Annotated in this window: 19 protein-coding genes; 8 read left to right on the top strand and 11 right to left on the bottom strand. The window is 68.0% G+C overall.

What is annotated here, in order from left to right; translation table 11 throughout:
- Positions 1-3: 3 nt before the first annotated feature.
- Positions 4-1,824 carry a glutamine--fructose-6-phosphate transaminase (isomerizing) gene (gene glmS, locus ACW17Z_RS09600; RefSeq protein ID WP_492055823.1) on the bottom strand — a complete coding sequence of 607 codons (1,821 nt, stop codon included), beginning with the start codon at positions 1,822-1,824 and terminating at the stop codon, positions 4-6.
- A 149-nt stretch (positions 1,825-1,973) separates the two neighbouring features.
- On the opposite strand from glmS, the gene glmM reads away from it, so the two are divergent.
- A complete protein-coding gene (gene glmM / locus ACW17Z_RS09595) occupies positions 1,974-3,320 on the top strand; it encodes a phosphoglucosamine mutase (RefSeq protein ID WP_419319619.1) in 1,347 nt (448 codons plus the stop codon).
- Here the strand turns inward: glmM and ACW17Z_RS09590 are convergent.
- The 4 genes from ACW17Z_RS09590 to ACW17Z_RS09575 form a co-directional block, all read right to left on the bottom strand.
- Positions 3,317-3,628, bottom strand: a complete 312-nt coding sequence (locus ACW17Z_RS09590) for a winged helix-turn-helix domain-containing protein (RefSeq protein ID WP_419319620.1) — start codon at positions 3,626-3,628, stop codon at positions 3,317-3,319. The genes glmM and ACW17Z_RS09590 overlap by 4 nt on opposite strands.
- Positions 3,629-3,630: 2 nt before the next feature.
- On the bottom strand, positions 3,631-4,215 hold the full coding sequence (locus tag ACW17Z_RS09585; protein WP_492055822.1) for a hypothetical protein: 585 nt from the start codon (positions 4,213-4,215) through the stop codon (positions 3,631-3,633).
- A gap of 75 nt (positions 4,216-4,290) precedes the next feature.
- The gene (locus ACW17Z_RS09580) at positions 4,291-4,620 is read right to left on the bottom strand and encodes a low molecular weight protein tyrosine phosphatase family protein (protein ID WP_492058471.1); all 330 of its coding nucleotides are present in this window, start codon (positions 4,618-4,620) and stop codon (positions 4,291-4,293) included.
- Positions 4,621-4,627: 7 nt separating this feature from the next.
- The gene (locus tag ACW17Z_RS09575; RefSeq protein WP_419253148.1) at positions 4,628-5,371 is read right to left on the bottom strand and encodes a DUF6065 family protein; all 744 of its coding nucleotides are present in this window, start codon (positions 5,369-5,371) and stop codon (positions 4,628-4,630) included.
- 103 nt (positions 5,372-5,474) lie between these two features.
- On the opposite strand from ACW17Z_RS09575, the gene ACW17Z_RS09570 reads away from it, so the two are divergent.
- The 4 genes from ACW17Z_RS09570 to ACW17Z_RS09555 all read left to right on the top strand — a co-directional run bounded on the left by ACW17Z_RS09570 (position 5,475) and on the right by ACW17Z_RS09555 (position 7,956).
- Positions 5,475-5,981: a prolyl-tRNA synthetase associated domain-containing protein gene (locus tag ACW17Z_RS09570; protein WP_492058470.1), complete on the top strand. Its 507-nt coding sequence runs from the start codon at positions 5,475-5,477 to the stop codon at positions 5,979-5,981.
- 79 nt (positions 5,982-6,060) lie between these two features.
- Entirely contained in the window at positions 6,061-6,969 is a 909-nt protein-coding gene (locus tag ACW17Z_RS09565) for a tetratricopeptide repeat protein (RefSeq protein ID WP_492058469.1), read from the top strand.
- 10 nt (positions 6,970-6,979) lie between these two features.
- Positions 6,980-7,651 (top strand): LON peptidase substrate-binding domain-containing protein, encoded by a 672-nt coding sequence (locus tag ACW17Z_RS09560; RefSeq protein WP_492058468.1) that lies wholly within the window; start codon positions 6,980-6,982, stop codon positions 7,649-7,651.
- 98 nt (positions 7,652-7,749) lie between these two features.
- Positions 7,750-7,956 (top strand): Trm112 family protein, encoded by a 207-nt coding sequence (locus tag ACW17Z_RS09555; protein ID WP_419253144.1) that lies wholly within the window; start codon positions 7,750-7,752, stop codon positions 7,954-7,956.
- Between the two features lie 7 nt (positions 7,957-7,963).
- Here ACW17Z_RS09555 and ACW17Z_RS09550 read toward each other — a convergent pair whose 3' ends face one another.
- Complete coding sequence (locus ACW17Z_RS09550) at positions 7,964-9,214, bottom strand: UbiH/UbiF/VisC/COQ6 family ubiquinone biosynthesis hydroxylase (protein ID WP_492058509.1); 1,251 nt, start codon at positions 9,212-9,214, stop codon at positions 7,964-7,966.
- 239 nt (positions 9,215-9,453) lie between these two features.
- On the opposite strand from ACW17Z_RS09550, the gene rlmN reads away from it, so the two are divergent.
- The 3 genes from rlmN (at position 9,454) to ACW17Z_RS09535 (ending at position 12,025) form a co-directional block, all read left to right on the top strand.
- A complete protein-coding gene (gene rlmN / locus ACW17Z_RS09545) occupies positions 9,454-10,656 on the top strand; it encodes a dual-specificity RNA methyltransferase RlmN (RefSeq protein ID WP_492058467.1) in 1,203 nt (400 codons plus the stop codon).
- A gap of 84 nt (positions 10,657-10,740) precedes the next feature.
- Positions 10,741-11,169 (top strand): DUF350 domain-containing protein, encoded by a 429-nt coding sequence (locus tag ACW17Z_RS09540; protein ID WP_419319629.1) that lies wholly within the window; start codon positions 10,741-10,743, stop codon positions 11,167-11,169.
- Positions 11,170-11,194: 25 nt separating this feature from the next.
- Positions 11,195-12,025 carry a S1 family peptidase gene (locus ACW17Z_RS09535; RefSeq protein WP_419319631.1) on the top strand — a complete coding sequence of 277 codons (831 nt, stop codon included), beginning with the start codon at positions 11,195-11,197 and terminating at the stop codon, positions 12,023-12,025.
- 33 nt (positions 12,026-12,058) lie between these two features.
- On the opposite strand, the gene ACW17Z_RS09530 is transcribed toward ACW17Z_RS09535, so the two are convergent.
- The 5 genes from ACW17Z_RS09530 to gshB form a co-directional block, all read right to left on the bottom strand.
- Positions 12,059-13,759 carry an AmpG family muropeptide MFS transporter gene (locus tag ACW17Z_RS09530; protein WP_492058466.1) on the bottom strand — a complete coding sequence of 567 codons (1,701 nt, stop codon included), beginning with the start codon at positions 13,757-13,759 and terminating at the stop codon, positions 12,059-12,061.
- A 33-nt stretch (positions 13,760-13,792) separates the two neighbouring features.
- Complete coding sequence (locus tag ACW17Z_RS09525) at positions 13,793-15,343, bottom strand: response regulator (RefSeq protein WP_492058465.1); 1,551 nt, start codon at positions 15,341-15,343, stop codon at positions 13,793-13,795.
- A 1,107-nt stretch (positions 15,344-16,450) separates the two neighbouring features.
- On the bottom strand, positions 16,451-17,170 hold the full coding sequence (locus ACW17Z_RS09520) for a hypothetical protein (RefSeq protein WP_492058464.1): 720 nt from the start codon (positions 17,168-17,170) through the stop codon (positions 16,451-16,453).
- A gap of 258 nt (positions 17,171-17,428) precedes the next feature.
- Positions 17,429-18,982 (bottom strand): YifB family Mg chelatase-like AAA ATPase, encoded by a 1,554-nt coding sequence (locus ACW17Z_RS09515; protein ID WP_492058463.1) that lies wholly within the window; start codon positions 18,980-18,982, stop codon positions 17,429-17,431.
- Positions 18,983-19,102: 120 nt separating this feature from the next.
- Positions 19,103-20,056 (bottom strand): glutathione synthase, encoded by a 954-nt coding sequence (gshB, locus tag ACW17Z_RS09510; protein WP_419319638.1) that lies wholly within the window; start codon positions 20,054-20,056, stop codon positions 19,103-19,105.
- Positions 20,057-20,109: the final 53 nt, after the last annotated feature.

The raw sequence follows: 20,109 nt of genomic DNA, 5'->3' as shown, positions 1-20,109 counted from the left end.
CGCCTATTCCACCGTCACCGACTTGGCCAGATTGCGCGGCTGGTCCACATCCGCCCCCTTCACCACCGCCACGTGATAGGCCAGCAGCTGGATCGGGGCCGACATCACCAGGGCCGAGACCAGGGGGTCGCAGGCCGGGGCGGTGATCACCACCTTGGCGCCGGCCGGGGCGTGCCGGGCCCCTTCGGTGTCGGTGATGAAGATCACCTGGCCACCGCGCGCCATGACCTCGCTCATGTTCGAAGCCGATTTCTCGAACCAGCTGTCGAAGGGGGCAAGGATAACGATCGGCGTCTCGTCGTCGACCAGGGCGATGGGGCCGTGCTTGAGCTCGCCGGCGGCATAGCCCTCGGCGTGGATATAGCTGATTTCCTTGAGCTTCAGAGCGCCTTCCAGGGCCAGGGCCGACATCGGGCCACGGCCCAGATAGAGCACGTCGCGGGCCTTGGCGACCTCGGCGGCGATGTCCTTGATGGCGTCTTCCAGGCCGATGGCCTCGGCGATCAGGCGCGGGGCTTCCAGCAGCACCCGGACCAGCCGCTGCTCCTCGGCGTCGTCGATCCGGCCGCGCGCCTTGGCGGCGGCGATGGCCAGGGCGATCATCACGCTGACCTGGGCGGTGAAGGCCTTGGTCGAGGCCACGCCGATCTCGGGACCGCAATGGATCGGCCAGACGACGTCGACCTCGCGGGCCATGGTCGACTCGGTGGCGTTGACGACCACGGCGCTCTTCATGCCGGCCGCCTGGCAATAGCGCAGGGCCGCCAGGGTGTCGGCGGTCTCGCCCGACTGCGACATGGCGATGGCCAGGGCGTTGGCGCGGATGGCCGGCTGGCGGTAGCGGAACTCCGAGGCGATCTCGACATCCACCGGCAGGTCAGCCAGCTGCTCGATCAGATAGCGACCGACCATGCCGGCGATGTAGGAGGTGCCGCAGGCGACGATCTGGATGCGCTCCAGCGAGGCCCAGTCGATGCCGCCGGGCACGGTCGCGCGCGCCGTGATTGGGTCGACATAGGCGGCGATGGTGCGCTGGCAGCCCTCCGGCTGGTCATGGATTTCCTTCTCCATGAAGTGCCGGTAGTTGCCCTTTTCCATCAGCACGGCCGAGGCCGGCACGATCTTGATCGGGCGGTCGGCGGGCTTGCCGCTGTGGTCGAAGATCCGGGCGCTGTCGTGGTCGATGATCACGTAGTCGCCGTCATTCAGATAGGCGACGCGGTTGGTGAACGGGCCCAGCGCCAGGCCGTCGGAGCCGACGAACATCTCGCCCTGGCCATAGCCCACGGCCAGGGGCGGGCCGTTGCGGGCCGCCAGGATCACCTCGTCCTCGCCGCCGATCAGCACACACAGCGCATAGGCCCCGCGCAGGCGGTCCAGGGTGGCCTTGAAGGCGTCCAGCGGGGACAGGCCTGTGGCCAGTTCAGCGTCCAGCAGGTGGGCCACGACCTCGGTGTCGGTGTCGCTCTGGAACTCGCGACCGGCGGCGATCAGCTCGGCCTTCAGCTCGGCGAAGTTCTCGATGATGCCGTTGTGAACCACAGCGACCTTGCCGACGATGTGCGGGTGGGCGTTGCGCAGGGTCGGCGCGCCGTGGGTGGCCCAGCGGGTGTGGCCGATGCCGGTGGTGGCGATCAGCGGCTCGTGGGCCAGCACGCTCTCCAGCTCGCGCAGCTTGCCCGGGGCCCGGCGGCGCTGCAGCACCCCGTCGACCTGTCCGGCGATGCCCGCCGAGTCATAGCCGCGATATTCCAGGCGCTTGAGGCTTTCGACCAGGCGGTCAGCGACAGGCTGGTTTCCGACGATGCCGATGATGCCGCACATGCCATGGTCCTTTGTAAATCGCGCCGGCGGGGATTATGGCTACCCGCGCGGGTATAGTCGTCGGCCGGGCTTTAGCATTCGTGCAGACCTCTCCCACATAAATCTGCATTTCGGATCGTTTCGCGATCCGCCTCCAGACCAGAGCGACCATGAGCAAGCGCGCCTATTTCGGCACCGACGGCATCCGCGGCCAGGCCAATCAGCACCCGATGACCGCCGAGGTCGCCCTGCGCGTCGGTCTGGCGGCCGGAAAGCTGTTCCGCTCGCAGGACGACCGCCGCCACCTGGTGGTGATCGGTAAGGACACCCGGCTGTCGGGCTACATGATCGAACCGGCCCTGGTCGCCGGCTTCGCCAGCGTCGGCATGGACGTGCGGCTGTTTGGCCCGCTGCCCACTCCGGCCGTGGCGATGATGACCCGCTCGATGCGCGCCGACCTGGGCGTGATGATCAGCGCCAGCCACAACGACTTCGCCGACAACGGCATCAAGCTGTTTGGCCCCGACGGCTACAAGCTGTCGGACGCTCAGGAACTGAAGATCGAGGCCCTGATGGACGAGGGCCTGCAGGAAGGCCTGGCGCCGCCGCGCGGCCTGGGCCGGGTCAAGCGCATCGACGACGCCCAGGCCCGCTATGTCGAGATCGTCAAGGCGACCTTCCCGCGCCAGCTGTCTTTGGCCGGCCTGCGCATCGTCATCGATTGCGCCAATGGCGCGGCCTACAAGGTGGCGCCCGTCACCCTGTACGAGCTGGGCGCCGAGGTCATTCCGCTGGGCGTTGATCCCGACGGCACCAATATCAACCACGAATGCGGCTCGACCCACCCTGAGGCCATGGCCAAGCTGGTGCGTGAATATCGCGCCGACATCGGCATCGCCCTGGACGGCGACGCCGACCGGCTGGTGATCTGCGACGAGAACGGCCAGGTGGTCGACGGCGACCAGATCATGGCCATCATCGCCGCCGCCTACGCCAAGGCCGGCAAGCTGAAGGCCGGCGGCGTGGTCGCCACGGTGATGTCCAATCTCGGTCTCGAACGCTTCCTGGGCGAGCAGGGCCTGACCCTGGAGCGCACCAGCGTCGGCGACCGCTATGTGATGGCCCGCATGCGCGAGGGCGGTTTCAACCTGGGCGGCGAGCAGTCAGGCCACCTGATCCTGTCGGACTTCTCGACCACGGGCGACGGCCTGATCGCGGCCCTGCAGGTGCTGGCGGTGATGATCGAGACCGGCCAGCCGATGAGCGCCCTGGCCCGCCAGTTCGAACCCGTGCCCCAGCTGCTGGAAAATGTCCGCTTCGGCGGCGGCAAGCCTCTGGAGGCCAAGACGGTGAAAGAGGCCATCGCCGACGGCGAGGCCCAGCTGAACGGCGCCGGCCGCATCGTGGTGCGCGCCTCCGGCACCGAGCCCCTGATCCGCATCATGGCCGAGGGCGATGACCCGGCCCTGGTCCGCAAGGTGGTCAAGTCGATCGTGAGCGCGGTGAAGGCCGTCTAGGGAGCGTCCTCCCCGACCCCTTCGACCACTTCACGCAGATAGGCGACGTGACTGCGGAAGGCCTTGCGGCCGGTCGGGGTCAGCACCGCGCGGGTGCGGGGCCGCTTGCCGACATGGTCTTTCAGGATCTCGACATAGGCGGCCTTTTCCAGGGTCGCCAGATGACTGCCCAGGTTGCCGTCCGTCGCCTGGGTGACGGCCTTGAGCTGGGTGAACTCCAGCGGTTCGGCGTTCCGCTCCGCATAGAGGGCGGCCATGATCTTCAGGCGCAGGGGCTGGTGGATCAGGTCGTCGGGTTGCGCCGCCATGCTCACAGCTTCCGCAGCCACAGGCCGGCCAGGAACAGGCCTCCGCCGCCGAAACCGGCCATCCAGAAGGTCAGCCACGGGCGGAAGAAATGGAAGCCGATCAGGGTCGCCACGAACAGCACCGCGCCGATCCAGAGGTAGCGCGGCATCTTCCACAGCCCCATGCCCACGTACATCAATCCGGTCACCAGACCCGGAAACGCCAGATAAGGGTCCGGGTCGGTCGCCTGGAACAGGCTGAAGGTGGCGAAGAAGAACGCCGTGAGGGCGACGATGGCGACCCCCATCCGCCAGCTGCCCGCCTTCGCCTCGCCCGCGCCTGCACCGCCGCCGGCCCGGCGGTGCATCAGGACGGCGCCCAGAAAGCCGAGGCTGTTGAGGACCATCCAGATCACGCCCCAGGATTCTTCCGACAGCACGCCCATCAGGCCGTAGCCGGTCGCCCAGATCACGCCCCACAGCATCAGGATCGGTCCGGCGTGCTGGTAGCCGCGCAGAACCTGGCCGCGCTCGGCCGTCCGCTCGATCTCCGACAGCGCCGCCGCCGCCTCGTTACGTGTCATGCCCATGATGGTCTCTCCGTTCATGGTGATCAGAGTGCTCTGAGCTGCAGAGTTACAAGAGGCACATCACTCTGTCAAGCAGAGTGCTCTGGAGAGACCTTAGCGCGCCGGCAGGAACTTCGGAACCCGCGCCTGCAGGATCCTGACCAGTTCGGGGTCCATGAAGGCGTAGTCGTCCGGTATATCCAGGCAGATGACGCGGGCCGATTTCAGGTGGGTCCTGAACCGCCGGGTCAGCTTGGCGCGATGGGTCTTTTCCATCACGAAGATCAGGTCTGCCTCTGCAACCATCTCGCCGGTCAGGGGCTCGTCGGCGTCGGCGTTGACGCCGGCCGAGCGGGTCTCGACGCCGGGCCAGGCCGAAAAGACCTGTTCGGCCGTGGGGCTGCGCAGCCGGTTCTTGCCGCAGACGAACAGGACGTGTTTCAAGCCTCGCTCACCCCAGTTTCGGCGCCTTCAGTCGACGCTTGTTGACGTGGTGGCTCGGCGCCTCCGCCTGCACCTCCTCGGGATATTCGCCCTTGAAGTAGAAGCGCTGCCAGGCCTCCTTGGTGGCCTCGGGGTCGCGCTTGAAGATCAGGCTGTTGAACTCGGTGCGCTTCTCGGCCCAGACGTCGTACTGGCGGCGCAGGTCCAGGTTACTGTTCATCGAGCGGATCACCGGCTGGACGTCGTCCATCACCTTGTCCTGCATCATCATGATGAAGCAGAACGGCTCGCCCTTTTCGAAGCGCACCGTGCCGGGGCGGGTGAACAGCCAGTTCATGGTGAAGGGGAAGGGCAGCCAGTCGGTCTCGACCAGGCCGGCCAGGGGCTGGATGCCGTCCTTGATGTGGTTGGGCGGCCCCATGGTCAGGATCGACCAGCCGGGCGGGGTGCGGAACAGATAGCCGGTATGGAAGGTCACCGTGCCGCGCGAGAAATGCGACTTCACGAACTCGGTAAAGCCCGGATAGGGATGGTCGGGCTGGAACTTGATGCACTCCTGATGCGCCCCGCCGTCCCAGGTCATCGAGAAGCCGACCGGGCACAGGATCTCCCAGCCCGAGGTGTTGGCCATCGACAGCGGCAGGCAGCGATAGGGGTGGCGGTCGGCGAAGTGGTCCATCCAGGCCCGTTGCGGGCGTCCCGGCACGATCTCCGGCGGGCGGTTCTCGGTGGGATAGCACTCCAGTTCCATGCCGCGCGTCTTCCTGTTTTCCTTGATCCCTGGCTCAGGTCTAGCGCCCGCGAGGCGAGGCCGTCCAGTTCCCCGAACGGCAAGGCTGAGCTAGGAAGCGCGCATGAAGACCCGCGCCGACCTCTTCGCCTTTCTCGACGCCCACGCGATCGCCCATTCCACCCTCGACCATCCGCCCGTATTCCGGGTGGAGGAAGGGCTGGAGATCAAGGCGGCCATGCCCGGCGGCCACACCAAGAACCTGTTCCTCAAGGACGCCAAGGGCCAGCTGTGGCTGATCTCGGCCTTGGGCGAGACGGTGATAGACCTGAAGCGCCTGCACACGGTGATCGGCTCGGGCCGGCTGTCGTTCGGGCCGGAAGCGATGATGGTCGAGACGCTGGGCGTCAGGCCCGGCTCGGTCACCGCCTTTGGCCTGATCAACGATGTCGAGCATCGGGTGCGCTTCGTGCTGGACGCCGCCCTGGCCAGGGCCGATCCGGTGAATTTCCACCCGCTGGGCAACAACGCCACGACGGCGGTGTCGCAAGAGGGGCTGCGCGCCTTCCTGTCGGCCCTGGGGATCACGCCGATGATCGTCGATTTCGAGGCCATGACAGTCGTCTCTTGAGCGAACCGGCGATTGCGGTTGTCGCTTCGAGGGACCATCTTGGCCCTGACCGCGTTTCGACTTGCATGAGAGACTTCCGATGAGCCTGATCGGCGAAAAGCCCGCCCCCATTCAAGCCGGTGGCAAAAGCGCGCATATCAAGGACGGCACGGACGCCAGCTTCATGGCCGACGTCATCGAGGCCTCCAAGACCCAGCCGGTCATTGTCGATTTCTGGGCCACCTGGTGCGGTCCCTGCCGCACGCTGACCCCGGCGCTGGAAAAGCACGTCGCGGCCGCCGGCGGCGCGGTCAAGCTGGTCAAGATCGACGTCGACAAGAACCCCGGCTATTCGGGCCAGCTGCGCGTGCAGTCGATCCCGACGGTCTATGCCTTCGTCAACGGCCAGCCGGTCGACGGCTTCCAGGGCGCGGTGCCCGAGAGCGAGATCAAGGCCTTTATCGCCCGCATCTCCGGCCCTCCGGCCCCGAGCGATCTGGACGCCCTGCTGGCCATGGGCAAGGAGTCGCTGGACCTGGGCGACCTGGGCGGCGCGGCCCAGGCCTATGCCGAGGCCCTGCGGATGGACCCGGAGAACGTCAAGGCGCTGGGCGGGCTGGCCCGCTGCTATCTGGACGGCGGTGATATCGAGCGCGCCACCGAGGTCGCCGCCATGGCCCCGGTAGGCGCCAAGGATCCCGAGCTGGAAAGCGTCCGCGCCGCCTTGGCCCTGGCTGCCGACGCGCCGTCCGAGACCGCGCCGTTCGAGGCGCGCCTGGCCGCCGATCCTGACGACCACGAGGCCCGTTTCGAACTGGCCAAGGCCCTGGCCGGAGCCGGCCATCTGCAGGCCGCGTCCGATCATCTGCTGGCGATCATCGCCCGCGACCGGACCTGGAACGACGATGCGGCGCGCAAGCAGCTGCTGACCGTGTTCGAGGCCGCCGGCGCGATGTCGGAAGTCGCCAGGGCCGGCCGCAAGCGGCTGTCCTCCATCCTGTTCAGCTAGGGAGTTGCGGATGCCGGGCATTCGAAAGCTCAGCGACCTGCCGCTGGTGATCCCGGTGTTTCCGCTCGACGGCGTGCTGCTGCTTCCGGGCGGCCAGCTGCCGCTCAACATCTTTGAGCCGCGCTATCTGAACATGCTGGACGACGTCATGTCGGGCGAGCGGATGATCGGCATGATCCAGACCCGCCCCAATGGCGCCGGTCCGGAGGACGAGCACGGCCCCAGCCTGGCGCCGATCGGCTGCGCGGGTCGGGTGACCAGCTTCGCCGAGACCGCTGATGGACGCTACCTGGTGACCTTGACCGGAATCTGCCGTTTCCGGGCCGGCGCAGAATTGCCCGCGCGCATGCCCTATCGCCAGGTGCGGGCCGATTTCTCGTCGTTTGAGGCCGACCTGCGCGAGGACGGCCCCTCGTCAGAGGGCGTTGATCCCGTCCCCTTGCTGGCCGCCCTGCGCCGCTATCTGGACCATCGCGGTCTGGCCATCGACTGGACCAGCGCCGAGAACGCCCCGTCGGACGCCCTGATCAACAGCCTGTCCATGGCCCTGCCGTTCGATCCCATGGAAAAGCAGGCCCTGCTGGAGGCTCCAACCATGGCCGACCGGCGCGAGACCCTGGTGGCCTTGCTGGAGATCGACGCGGCCGTGAGTGACGACGACGAGCCGCCCTCTATCCAGTAGGAAACGGGAACGCCATCAAGATGGCTTTCTAAAGTTTGGAGCGGGATGCGGGCGGAAAACCGCTCACACTTTTCCTCATCCCGCTCTAGAGAAGTTTCATGACCGCTACACCGACCCCGCCGCCCGCTGACATCGACCCGCGCCTGCTGGAAGTGCTGGTCTGCCCCGTCACCCGCACCACGCTGGACTATAACCGCGTGCGCGGCGAGCTGGTCAGCCGGGCCGCCAAGCTGGCCTATCCGATCCGCGACGGCGTGCCGATCATGCTGCCGGAGGAAGCCCGCTCACTCGAAGACGGCGAATAGGCGAGATCTAGATCGCCTGCCCGCGCAGCAGCCGTGGCAGATCGCCCACCGCGCCGCCGGCTTCGTGCATGAAGAACCGTCGGGCCGGGGCGATGCGGTTGACGGCCGCCAGACCGATGCCCCGCGCCAGACGCAGGATCGGATTGTCGTTTGAGAACAGGCGCACGAAGCCATCGAAGGCCAAGGCGTTGGTCACGGTGTCAAACCGCCGCCAGCGGGCATAGCGCTCCAGCACCACGTCGCTGCCGATGTCCTCGCCGCCGCGCATCGCCTCGACCAGCACCTCCGCCAGGGCCGCAGCGTCCTTGAGGCCCAGGTTCAGGCCCTGCCCCGCGATCGGATGCACGCCATGGGCCGCGTCGCCGATCAGGGCTAGGCGGGGGGCGACCATGCGCTCGGCCAGGGATAGCGACAGCGGATAGACAAAGATCGGGCCGACGATCTCGACATCGCCCAGAAACTCGCCGAACCGCCGCATCAGATGAGCGTGGAAGGCTTCGGGCCGGGCGTCGCGCAGGGCCTCGGCCCGCGCCGTGCTCTCGGTCCAGACCAGGCTGGCGCGGTTGCCCGTCAGGGGCAGGATGGCGAACGGGCCGCTGGGCAGGAAATATTCGTGGGCCACGCCCTCGTGCGGGCGCTGCATTTTCACGGTGGCGACCACGCCGCTCTGGCCATAGCCCCAGCCGATGTCGCCGATCCCGGCCGCCTTGCGCAGCACCGAGCCGCGACCTTCGGCGCTGACCGCCAGAGGGGCGCTCAGCACCCGGCCGTCGGCCAGGGTGATGCGGGCGCCGGCGGCGTCGACCTCGAGCGTTTTCGCGGCCATCGGCGCGATCACCGGAAGCGCCTTGTCTGTCACCGCTTGCGAGAGGGCCGCGCGGATCTGGCGGTTCTCGATCAGATAGCCCAGGGGCTCGCCGTCGGAGCGGTCGGCGATCTCGCTGGAATCGAAGCGCAGGAAGGCCGGCGAGGCGCCTCGCGCGGCGGCGCCGGGCGTGCGGCCGTCGGTGACCAGGATCTGTTCGATGCGCTGGGCGTGCGGCTCCAGGGCCTGGCCCGCGCCGATGGTCCGCCACTGGCGAAAGCTGGAATAGGCGATGGCCGAGGAGCGCCCGTCAAAGGTCGGGGCCAGCTGGGCCTCGAACGGCTGGGGGTCGACCAGTAGCGGCCGGAGGCCGCCTGAGGCCAGGGCGAGAGCCAGGGTGGACCCGGCCATGCCGGCTCCCGCGATGATCACATCGGCGTCGTGCGTGCGCATGTGGCGGATATGGGCCTGCGGGGGTGGGGTGTCTAGGGGAAGTGTGGTGACCACTTGCCCCCTCCTGGCTGCTGCGCAGCCGTCCTCCCCCGGAGGGGGAAGGCGAGATCATCTTCCCCCTCCGGGGGAGGAGCGCCGAAGGCGCGGAGGGGGCGAGTCGACGGGCATCTTTGGAAAAACCCCCGCCATCTGCTATATCCCGCCCTCGACCCCTTAAATCCCTGCACCCGGATCGCCCCTTGAGCGTTACCCTCGATCTGTCGCGCGCCTCCGGCGCAGCGCCTGCCCAGAAGCCGCTGATCAACCTGTCGGGCCTGACCCGGACGCAGATGACCGCCGCCCTGACCGAGTCGGGCGTGGCCGAGCACGGCAAGGCCAAGATGCGGGCCACCCAGGTGTTCCGCTGGATCCATCATCGCGGCGTCACCGACTTTGCGATGATGACCGACGTCGCCAAGGAAACCCGCGCCCGCCTCGCCGAGGTGTTCACCATCGCCCGGCCCGAGATCGTCGAGCGCCAGGTCTCGAAAGACGGCACCCGCAAGTGGCTGATCCGCACGGCCCCGGGCATCGAGATTGAGGCGGTCTATATCCCGTCGGTCGGCCGGGCCGGCGCCCTGTGCGTCTCAAGCCAGGTCGGCTGCACCTTGAACTGCAGCTTCTGCCACACTGGCACCCAGGCCTTGGTGCGCAACCTGACCGCCGCCGAGATCGTCGCCCAGGTCCAGGTGGCCAAGGACGACCTGGCCGAATGGCCGTCCGACAAGGACGACCGCCTGCTGTCCAACATCGTGTTCATGGGCATGGGCGAGCCGCTCTACAACATGGGCTCGGTCGCCGACGCCATCGAGATCATCAGCGACAACGAGGGCATCGCCATCTCGCGTCGCCGCATCACCGTCTCGACCTCGGGCGTCGTGCCCCAGCTCCAGGCCCTGGGCGAGAAGACCCAAGCGATGCTGGCCATCAGCCTGCACGCCACCAACGACGCCCTGCGCGATGTGCTGGTGCCGCTGAACAAGAAGTACCCGCTGGACCAGCTGATCGCCGGCATCCGCGCCTATCCCGGCATCAGCAACGCCCGCCGGGTGACCTTCGAATATGTGATGCTCAAGGGCGTCAATGACAGCCCCGACGAGGCCCGCGCCCTGATCAAGCTGATCAAGGGCATTCCGGCCAAGATCAACCTTATCCCGTTCAATCCCTGGCCGGGTAGCGACTACCAGTGCTCGGACTGGGCCGCGATCGAGGCCTTTGCGGCCATCGTCAACAAGGCCGGCTATTCCTCGCCGATCCGCACGCCGCGCGGTCGCGACATCCTCGCCGCCTGCGGTCAGCTGAAGAGTGAGAGCGAGAAGGTCCGCGCCAGCGCCCTGCGCCAGCTGTCGATGGCGGCCATGGCGGGCGTGCTCGATGACGACGAGGATGACGATGCGGCATAGACGCCTTCGGAGCGAGCCCCCTACGCAACCCTCCGTCACCCGTGATAGGACTTGAATCTCTAGGTTCAGAGGGTGTTTGCGTTCATGCCGTCCCAGCTTCAGTCACCCGAGGTCCAGGCCTTCGCCACGGGCTTTCCCGTCACCCTGATGCATGCAGGCGTGACCCTGCTGATGCTGATCATCGGCACGGCCCTCTATGCGATGCTGACCCCGCACCGCGAGATCAAGCTGATCCGCGAGGGCAATTCGGCCGCCGCCCTGTCGCTGGGCGGTGTGATGGTGGGTCTGGCCATTCCGCTGGCCATTTCGCTGACCGCCTCGACCTCGGTGATCGAGATCGTCATCTGGGGCGCGGCCACCATCGCCGTGCAGCTGCTGGTGTTCCGCATCACCGACATGGTGCTGCAGGGCCTGCCCGAGCGCATCCATGAGGGCGAGGTCGCCGCCGCCGCCCTGCTGGTGGGCGCGAAACTGGCCACCGCCCTGATTCTCGCCGCCGCCGTGGCCGGCTGATCCGGAAAAGCGAGGGCCCCGTCCCGTGCATTTTCCCAAGCTTCCCGACTGGCTGGTCTATGCCGCCGCCGTCAGCGCCCTGCTGATCGTCGCGGTCGGCCGGCAGGAGCGCTCCGACGCCCCGCCGCCGCCGCCGCCGGTGCCGGGCGAGGAGGGCCTGCCGCTGGGCCCGGCCTCGCCGTTCGATCCGGCCATCGTCGTCCAGGTGCCCAACAAGCCCGAACCGGGCTCGGGCACCGCCTTTTCGGTGGGCGACAGCGGCACCTGGCTGACCGCTCGTCATGTGGTCGACGGCTGCAAGTCGGCGGCCATCGTGGTGGCCGACGGACGCGGCGTGGCGGCGAAGATCACCATCGATCCGCGCGCCGACGCCGCCATCCTGACCACCGAGGGCGGGGCTCCGGCCGTGCCCCTGGGTCTGGAAGAGCCCCTGCGTCGCGGAGCCCGCGCCTATCATCCTGGCTTCCCGCAGGGCCATCCCGGCGAGGCCGCCTCGCGCCTGCTGGGCCGCGAGAACCTGGTCGTCCATGGGCGCGGAGCCCGCACCGAGCCGGTGCTGGTCTGGGCCGAGGTTGGCCGCACCGACAGCCTGAAGGGCACCCTGGCCGGACTGTCGGGCGCGCCGGCCCTCGACAGCGCCGGGCGGGTGGTCGGCGTGACCGTGGCCGAGAGTCCGCGCCGTGGCCGCATCTACACCACGGCCCCCGAGACCCTGCGGACCCTGCTGGGCCCGCACCGCCGCGGCGGCGACGGCTTCGCCATGGGCGAGGCGATCACCACCGAGAACTATGGCCGCGTGGCCGACGGCCTGCGTCGCGACCTGCGGGTGGCGCAGGTGGTGTGTCTGGGGACCTAGGTCGCAAGTCCTCCCCCTTCAGGGGGAGGACTTCTAAGCCGCGGGCGCTTCCGCCTCAGCCCGTCGGTCAATCTCTCCCTGCTTCGCCGCCACCATGAATGACAGCACGATAGCCACCACGCCGATGACCGCCGTGTAGAGGAAGAAGGCCGTATAGCCCGCCGCCATGGCCGGGGCGCTGACGCCCAGCTTGGCGCCGGCGGCGGTGAAGCTCTCGGGCGGCAGGCGGGTGAACAGGCCCTTCAGGGCGCCGATCGGGCCGCCGGCTTCGGCCGCGATCGCCGAGGCCTCGACGATCCGTCCCGACTGCGAGGCGATCAGCTTGCCGGGCAGGGCGTAGAGCGACGAGAACAGGGCGTATTGCGTGGCCGTGAAACCCACCGTGGTCAGGCTGGACATGTAGGCGATCAGGGCCGTGCCGGCGACGCCGCCGGCCACATTGTCGATGCAGATCGCCCAGAACAGCACCGGCACGCTGTGACCGCTCATGGCCAGCCAGGCGAAGAACAGGTTGCTGATCGGCTGGGCGAAGGCCCCGATCACCAGGGCCTTCATCAGGCCCAGCCGCGCCACGATCACCCCGCCCAGGAACACCCCCATCATCGAGGCGATGATACCAAACACCTTCCGGATCTCGGCGATCTCGGTCAGCGTAAAGCCCATGTCGCGATAGAACGGGTTCATGATGTTGAGCACGAAGTCCGACACCCGATAGACGCAGATCGCCGCCAGGATCAGGCCGGCCACGCCGTGGAAGCGCTTGGTGAAGTCGATCAGGGGCTCGCCGAACGCGGCCGACATGTAGACGCCGGGCTTGGTGCGCACCTTGGGGATCGGCCAGGCGGCCACGACCACGATAGCCAGGCCGGCCAGCACGCCCAGCAGCTGCAGCCACACCCCGTTGGGCTTGGCCTTCCAGGCCTCGGCCAGGGCTTCGCCGCCGACCAGCTTCGAGAGCAGGGACGCATCCCCCGAAAGGCCCGAGCCCAAGGCGAGCGCACCGACCAGCAGGATGCCAAGGCGGGTGATCCATTCCAGGATCTCCAGCGAGCGGGGCTGGTTGACGTCGCCGGTCGGGATCGGACGAACGGTGTGTTCGGCCTCGCGTGGAGCCCACAGGGTGGCCAGCACCCCGATGCCGACCACAAAGCCCATGACGGCGTAGGAGAAGTTCCAGCCGAAGCGCTCGGCCAGCAGCAGGGGCCCGGCCCCGGCCGCGATCATCGCCACCCGGTAGCCCCACTGATAGGCCACCACCATCGGGCCCTGTTCTTCCTTGTCGGCCACCTCGATCCGCCAGGCGTCGATGACGATGTCGTGCGAGGCCGTTGCAAAGCCCACCGCGACGGCGGCGGCGCCCAGGGCGGCCAACTGCGAGGCGGGGTTGAGGGTCGAGATGGTCCACAGACCCAGGATCATGGCGGTCTGGAAGACCAGGATCCAGGCGCGGCGATGGCCCAGAAGGTTGTGCAGGATCGGCACCTTGGCGCGGTCGATCAGCGGGGCCCACAGGAACTTGAACGAGAACGACAGGGTGGCCAGGCTGAAGAAACCGATCACCGCCAGAGACAGGCCGGAGTCGCGCAGCCACAGCGACAGGGTGTCAAAGATCAGCATGTAGGGCAGGCCCGAGGCGAACCCCAGGCCCAGCATCACCAGGCTGCGACGCTCACCGAAGAAGGCCAGGGTCTGAAGAAGGGTCTTCTTCGGCGCTGTGGCGGCCTTGTCTGTCATGCGGCGGTCCCCCTCGCGGAGAACGGCCCGCGCTTAGCCGGCGACCTTGGCCCGCGTCGCGGTTTTCGTCCAGACGCCGGGCGCAGCAGGGCCGGTCCAGCGGGTCAGCACATCGCGCAGGGCGGCGTGGGTCAGGGGCTTGACCAGAAAGTCGCTCATGCCGGCCGCCAGGCAGGCGCGGCGGTCCTCGTCGAAGGCGTCGGCGGTCAGGGCGACGATGGGGGTGGTCACGCCCTGGGCGCGCAGGCGCACGGTGGCGTCCAGGCCGCCCAGCACCGGCATGCGCAGGTCCATCAGGATCAGGTCGTAGCTGTCGCTGGACAGGGCCGCGACGGCCTGGGCGCCGTCGGCGACGCGGTCGACCTTGCAGCCCTCGCGCTGCAGCAGGGTGCGGGCCAGCAGGGCGTTGATCGGATTGTCCTCGGCCAGGAGCACGCGTACGCCCGGGGCGGCGGCCGGGGCGATGCGGTCGTCCTCGGCGGGCTTGTCGGCGCGGGCCGGGCTGTGGGTGGTGGCCTGCAGCACCTGGGCGACGATCGAGGCGGCGCGCAGGGGCTTGATCAGATAGCCGCTGAAGCCGGCCTTTTTCAGCCGGTCGATGCGGCCGCGCTGGTCGGGGGTCAGCAGCACCACGGCGCGATGGCCGGCGGGAGGCTTGAGGGCGCCGCGCGGACCGGCCAGGGCGGCGTCGATCAGCAGCACCGCGTCGGACGGGGCGGCGGCGGTGGCGGTGGCGACATCGGCGGCGACAATGGCCCGGCCCCCGGCCGCCTCGATCTGGCGGGCGGTGGCCAGGCGGACGATGGCATTGGGCGAGGCCACGACCACCACCCGGCCCACCAGGGGCAGGTCGCGTATCGGCGCGGCGAGGGTTTGGAACGGCGCCTCGAACCAGAAGTCGGCGCCCTGGCCGAGCTCGCCCCCGACCCCGGTCTTGCCGTCCATGGCGCGGGCCAGCCGTGCGACAATGGCCAGGCCCAGGCCCGCCCCGCCCAGCTGGGTGCGGTGGCTGGCGTCGGTCTGGACAAAGGCCTCGAAGATCTTGGCGCGGGCCTCCGGCGCCACGCCCGGCCCGGTGTCGGTTACGGAGAAGCGCACGCGGCCTGCGCCCGAGGCGCCTGACGTGGCGGTTGCGGTCAGCAGCACCCCGCCCTGCTGGGTGAACTTCACGGCATTGCCGGCATAGTTCAGCAGGATCTGCCGCAGCCGGCCCTCGTCGGCCAGGATGGTCGGCAGGCCGGGCGACACGGCCCAGGCGATCTCGATACCCTTTTCGTGGGCGCGCGGGCTCATCAGCTCGGCCACCTGCCGCAGCAGGCCCTCGATATCGACCGGGGTCGGGGCCAGGGCGATGTCCGTGGCCCCCAGGCGGGCGAAGTCCAGCACGTCATTGACCAGCGACAGCAGGTGATCGCCGCTCTCGCGCAGGGCGGTGACATAGGCCCGCTGCTCGCCTGTCAGCCGAGTGCCCTCCAGCAGCCGGGCCATGCCCAGCACGCCGTTCAGGGGCGTGCGGAACTCGTGGCTCAGGGTGGCCAGTTGCTCGGGCGTGACGCCGGCCGGGGTGCGGGGAGTGCTGCTCATGAGCGCGGAGCCTAGCGGGCGCGGCTTAACGGCCGGTCAAAGGGTGAGGCGATCTGTCCTGCCTGGAGAAGGACACGGCTTCGCCGCTTCACGCGGAAGCCCGCTGAAGGTGTGGGAAGGGTCGCGGAGCGTCCGGGCCTCGCCCGGAGTGTGAGAGTAGTGAATACCGTTTCGACGAAGACAGACGCTCCGCGCAGCCGTTATTCGGTGAGCCTTCGAGGCGCGGGGTCTTAACCCGCTCCCGATTTCGGCCCCCGACGGGCAGGGTGTTGGCGCACCCTGGACCGCACGGGCGATTTCAGCCCATGCCTGTTGCGCGCCGCCGCCCCGCCGCCGAGGGATTGATCCTGAACCCCGATCCGAGGCGCCCGCCTTCCCCGGAGGGACAGGCCACGCCTCGCAAACCGGGCGAACAGGCCCAGAGCGACAGCCGACGGAACACGCCCCGCTCGACCACCCCCCAAAGCCCATCAGGTCGCCGGCCGACGTCCCTTCCCTTGCCTTGGGGTGAGATCAGTATGCGGGTGATTTCGACGCGTCTGACCGGCGCGATCGATTATTTTACAGGGCGTTGATTTCGTTGGGATAAGATCCGGAAAGTACGGGCATAGACTGCGCTCTATCCCCATACTTGCCCCCTACGGGCTGCTGCGCAGCCGTCTTCCCCCGGAGGGGGAAGATGAAGGGCGCCGATCCCATCTTCCCCCTGACAAGGGGGAGGACGACCTGCGAAGCAGGTCAGGAGGGGGCCTGCGGCGTCGACCGGGAAACACCATCCCCCTCCGCGCCGGAGGGAGCCATCCTTACATCTCACGGCGAGACGATCGCCGGAGTGGAAAGGCTTGGCGCGACGCGGGGCGTCGGCTTTCGGGCGAGAAGCCAAGGGCCGCTTTCGACCCTGAACGGAAGGTGGGAAAGTCCGATAGAGCATCTTGGAGAGCCAGCAAATAGGGGGCCTTCTCGCTCCAGCATCAAGTCGTCGCCACGGTGACGCCGTGCACCCACAACCCCATTGGGCTTTGCGGGATAGCGTTCATTCTCATTCCTGCAACTTCCACGGTGGCAACCAACCTGTGGGGCGTAGAGGCGGCGCTTTTGGGTCGCTGACTATTTGGCAGCGCCACGGACCTTTCGCGACTTGGGGGCGTTCGCCGAAACGGTGTCAAAGTCGGAGAAATAATGCGTGATCGCCTTACGAATTTCGTGCGCGCGCTTCTCGAGATCACTGATGCCGACGCCCCGCGCGTACATCGCGCCATTCAGCTCATTAGAAGACAGCTGTGGTCGAGATCCAATTGGCTTGGCTTTGTATGCGGCAAAGCGTTTGCCAAATGCCTCCACAACCTCCGTCCTCCCCTCAATCGTCATATCCCTCCGGTGTTTGAAATAGGAAGTGACCAAGACCCTCAGCGAATTGGGCAAGAAAGGATCGCTTTCATATCGGGCGAGAGATGAGAAAACATGGGCGTCAATGGGGAGAAACGGGACCCCGAGGTGCTCATAGGCTACCAAATCCACCTCTTCGCTCTCAAATTCGGTGATGGTTTCATTGACGCGCCGGATGACCTCCGCATGATCGTCTCTCTTCTGCCAACTATGCTCCGACCTCATGTCGAACTCGTCGTAGAGGCTCGCGCTAAGCTCAGCCAGATTGTCGATCACCCGCTTGTGGTATTCATTGTAAACAGTGTTGAGTAATCCCTTTCTGGCAGCCTTAAATGTGAGGACCGCTACAACTGCCGTAACCACAAAGAAGGCGATCTGGGAAAGGCGCTGAATGAGTTCCCAATCGATCGCGTGAATCCCATCATTCATTGCAGCAAGCATTGGCGTTCTCGCGCTCGAGAAGACGGCCCCTTCTCAGGGGCCGTTTCGTTGGGTTGGTCGCTAACTATTAGACAGAGTCACGGACTTTGCGGGGCTTGCGGACCTTGCCAGCAGCCGGTGATCGCTACTGGTGAGGTCCGCTGCATAGCGCCCACGATACCCGAATGGCCAATGTCCGCCATCCACCCCTCTCGGCCTTTCAGAAGGTCTGCTCCTGGGCGCTCAAGTTCAGGTCCGCCGTGTCACCCCATCCGCCCCTCAAAACGTCGACGCGCCCGAGGCGAACCCGCCCTGTTCCTCCCCCGGCGCGGCCGAGCGGCGGTGGGCCAGGGCCTCGGCGACATGCACCCGGCGCACGCCGTCGGCGCCTTCCAGGTCGGCGATGGTGCGCGAGAGGCGCAGCACGCGGGTCCAGCCTCGGGCGCTGATCTGGCCGGCCTCGGCGGCGCGGGCCAGCAGGTTGCGGCCGGCTTCGTCGATGGCGACGATCTTGTCCAGAAAGGCGCCCTCGGCGCGGCCGTTCAGGCTCTCGGGGCTGTCATAGGCCTCAGCCCGGTCGATCTGCCGTTGGCGGGCTCGCGCCACCCGGGCGGCGAATTCGGCCGAGCCTTCGCTGGGCGGTGGCAGGGCCAGGTCGGCGGCGGTGACGGCGGGCATGTCGACCGACAGGTCGATACGGTCCATCAAGGGTCCCGACACCCGGCCCTGATAGTCGCGCTGGCAACGCGGGGCCTTGCCGCAATAGCCGCGCCCCGCGCCGCCATGGCCGCAGCGGCAGGGGTTCATGGCCGCCACCAGCTGGACCTTGGCCGGATAGCGCACATGGGCGTTGGCGCGGGCCACCATCACCTCGCCGGTCTCCAGCGGGCCGCGCAGGCTGTCCAGCGCCTGCACCCCGAATTCCGGCAGCTCGTCGAGGAACAGCACGCCGTTGTGGGCCAGCGACACCTCGCCCGGCTTGGCCTTGTGGCCGCCGCCGGTCAGGGCCGCCATGCTGGCTGAGTGATGCGGCGATCTGAAGGGCCGGGCGCGGGTCAGGGCCCCTCTGGCAATCAGCCCGGCCACCGAATGGACCATCGAGGTCTGCAACAGCTCGGCCGAGGTCAGGGGCGGCAGCAGGCCCGGCAGGCGCTGGGCCAGCATCGACTTGCCTGAGCCTGGCGGCCCGACAAAAAGCAGGTTGTGACCGCCGGCGGCGGCGATCTCCAGGGCGCGCTTGGCGTGCTCCTGACCTTTCACGTCGCGCAGGTCCTTGGCGCGTTCGCCCTCGATCACCGGGCCGGGCGCGGGCGCGCTCAGCACCTGACTGCCCCGGAAGTGGTTGATCAGCGACACCAGCGAGCGCGGGGCCAGGATGCGGGTGCCGCCGGCCCAGGCTGCTTCGGGGCCGCTGGCCTCGGGGCAGATCAAACCCAGGCCCATGGCCCCGGCCGCCATGGCCGCGGGCAGGGCGCCGGCGGCGGGGACGATGCGGCCATCCAGCGACAGCTCACCCATGGCCGCCCAGTCATCCAGAGCGTCCACCGGAATGACCCCGATCGCCGCCATCACCGCCAGGGCGATCGGCAGATCGAAATGGGTGCCCTCCTTGGGCATGTCGGCCGGGGCTAGATTGGCGACGATGCGCTTGCCCGGCAGCGACAGCCCCAGGCCGGCGAAAGCCCCGCGCACCCGCTCGCGGCTCTCGGCCACGGCCTTGTCGGCCAGGCCCACGATGACGAAGATCTGCTGGCCGCTGGTCAGCTGCACCTCGACATCGACGCGGCGCGCTTCGACGCCCTCGAACGCCACCGTGACGACCTTCGCGGCCATGCCCGCCTCATGGATCGGTTGGAGTTATCCACACACGAACCATGAGGTGAAGGGTGTAGCAAGAACGAAAAACGAACGTTTCGGGAAATCAGCGCCCTAGGACCGTCACGTCATCCCGGGTCAGGCTTGGCCGGCGCGGATCGCCTCGATGCGATCCCACAGCACCGCCGAGGCGTCGGCCCCGCCAAACCGCTTCAGTTGCTGGGCTCCGGTCGGCGAGGTGACGTTGATCTCGGTGAGGTATTCGCCGATCACGTCGATGCCCACGAACAGCAGGCCGCGCCGCTTCAGCTCCGGGGCGATGATGGCGCAGAGCTCCAGGTCGCGGGCGGTCAGCTCGACCGCCTCGGCCCGGCCGCCGACGCGGAGGTTGGAGCGCACTTGCCCTGCGGCCGGCACGCGGTTGATCGCGCCCACCGGCTCGCCGTCGACCAGCAGAACGCGCTTGTCGCCCTTGCTGACGGCCGGCACGAACTTCTGGGCGATCACCTGCTCGCGGCCGATCATGGCGTGCAGTTCCAGCAGGGCGTCGAGATTGGGGTCGTCGGCCAGCAGCCGCGCCACGCCCGAGCCGCCACCGCCGTAAAGGGGCTTGAGCACGATATCGCCATGCCGGGCGCGGAAGTCGTAGATCGCCTCATGGTCGCTGGTGATCAGGGTCGGCGGCTGCACGCCAGGGAAGTCGGTGACGAACAGCTTCTCGGGCGCGTTGCGCACCTCGGCCGGATTGTTGACCACCAGGGTGTGGGGGTGGACCTTCTCGAGGAAGTGGGTGGCGGTGATATAGGCCATGTCGAACGGCGGATCCTGGCGCATCAGCACCACATCGACGTCGTCCTTCATGTCGAGCAGCACGATCTCGCCCAGGGTCGCGTGCGCCCCGTGGGTGGCGGTCAGCACCATCGACTGGGCGCGGGCGAACACCCGGCCGTCCTCCATCGACAGCTTGTCGGGCGTGTAGAACCACAGCCGGTGGCCGCGGCTCTGGGCCTCCATCGCCATCTGGAAGGTGGTGTCGGTGTCGATATTGATCCCGTGCACGGGGTCCATCTGGACGGCGACTCTCAACGACATGGACGACTCCGGATCAACTTGGCGCCAGGACGTGCGACGTCCGGCGCTGCGAC

The sequence above is a fragment of the Caulobacter sp. GSs2 genome, from assembly GCF_058680895.1.
This window is presented reverse-complemented; position numbering and strand designations above follow the sequence as displayed.

What these genes read in the sequence shown, in the direction of transcription:
- glmS (WP_492055823.1), bottom strand. Translation starts at nt 1,824, where the DNA reads ATGTGCGGCATCATCGGCATCGTCGGAAACCAGCCTGTCGCTGACCGC.
- glmM (WP_419319619.1), top strand. Translation starts at nt 1,974, where the DNA reads ATGAGCAAGCGCGCCTATTTCGGCACCGACGGCATCCGCGGCCAGGCC.
- ACW17Z_RS09590 (WP_419319620.1), bottom strand. Translation starts at nt 3,628, where the DNA reads ATGGCGGCGCAACCCGACGACCTGATCCACCAGCCCCTGCGCCTGAAG.
- ACW17Z_RS09585 (WP_492055822.1), bottom strand. Translation starts at nt 4,215, where the DNA reads ATGAACGGAGAGACCATCATGGGCATGACACGTAACGAGGCGGCGGCG.
- ACW17Z_RS09575 (WP_419253148.1), bottom strand. Translation starts at nt 5,371, where the DNA reads ATGGAACTGGAGTGCTATCCCACCGAGAACCGCCCGCCGGAGATCGTG.
- ACW17Z_RS09570 (WP_492058470.1), top strand. Translation starts at nt 5,475, where the DNA reads ATGAAGACCCGCGCCGACCTCTTCGCCTTTCTCGACGCCCACGCGATC.
- ACW17Z_RS09565 (WP_492058469.1), top strand. Translation starts at nt 6,061, where the DNA reads ATGAGCCTGATCGGCGAAAAGCCCGCCCCCATTCAAGCCGGTGGCAAA.
- ACW17Z_RS09560 (WP_492058468.1), top strand. Translation starts at nt 6,980, where the DNA reads ATGCCGGGCATTCGAAAGCTCAGCGACCTGCCGCTGGTGATCCCGGTG.
- ACW17Z_RS09555 (WP_419253144.1), top strand. Translation starts at nt 7,750, where the DNA reads ATGACCGCTACACCGACCCCGCCGCCCGCTGACATCGACCCGCGCCTG.
- ACW17Z_RS09550 (WP_492058509.1), bottom strand. Translation starts at nt 9,214, where the DNA reads ATGCGCACGCACGACGCCGATGTGATCATCGCGGGAGCCGGCATGGCC.
- ACW17Z_RS09540 (WP_419319629.1), top strand. Translation starts at nt 10,741, where the DNA reads ATGCCGTCCCAGCTTCAGTCACCCGAGGTCCAGGCCTTCGCCACGGGC.
- ACW17Z_RS09530 (WP_492058466.1), bottom strand. Translation starts at nt 13,759, where the DNA reads ATGACAGACAAGGCCGCCACAGCGCCGAAGAAGACCCTTCTTCAGACC.
- ACW17Z_RS09525 (WP_492058465.1), bottom strand. Translation starts at nt 15,343, where the DNA reads ATGAGCAGCACTCCCCGCACCCCGGCCGGCGTCACGCCCGAGCAACTG.
- ACW17Z_RS09520 (WP_492058464.1), bottom strand. Translation starts at nt 17,170, where the DNA reads ATGCTTGCTGCAATGAATGATGGGATTCACGCGATCGATTGGGAACTC.
- ACW17Z_RS09515 (WP_492058463.1), bottom strand. Translation starts at nt 18,982, where the DNA reads ATGGCCGCGAAGGTCGTCACGGTGGCGTTCGAGGGCGTCGAAGCGCGC.
- gshB (WP_419319638.1), bottom strand. Translation starts at nt 20,056, where the DNA reads ATGTCGTTGAGAGTCGCCGTCCAGATGGACCCCGTGCACGGGATCAAT.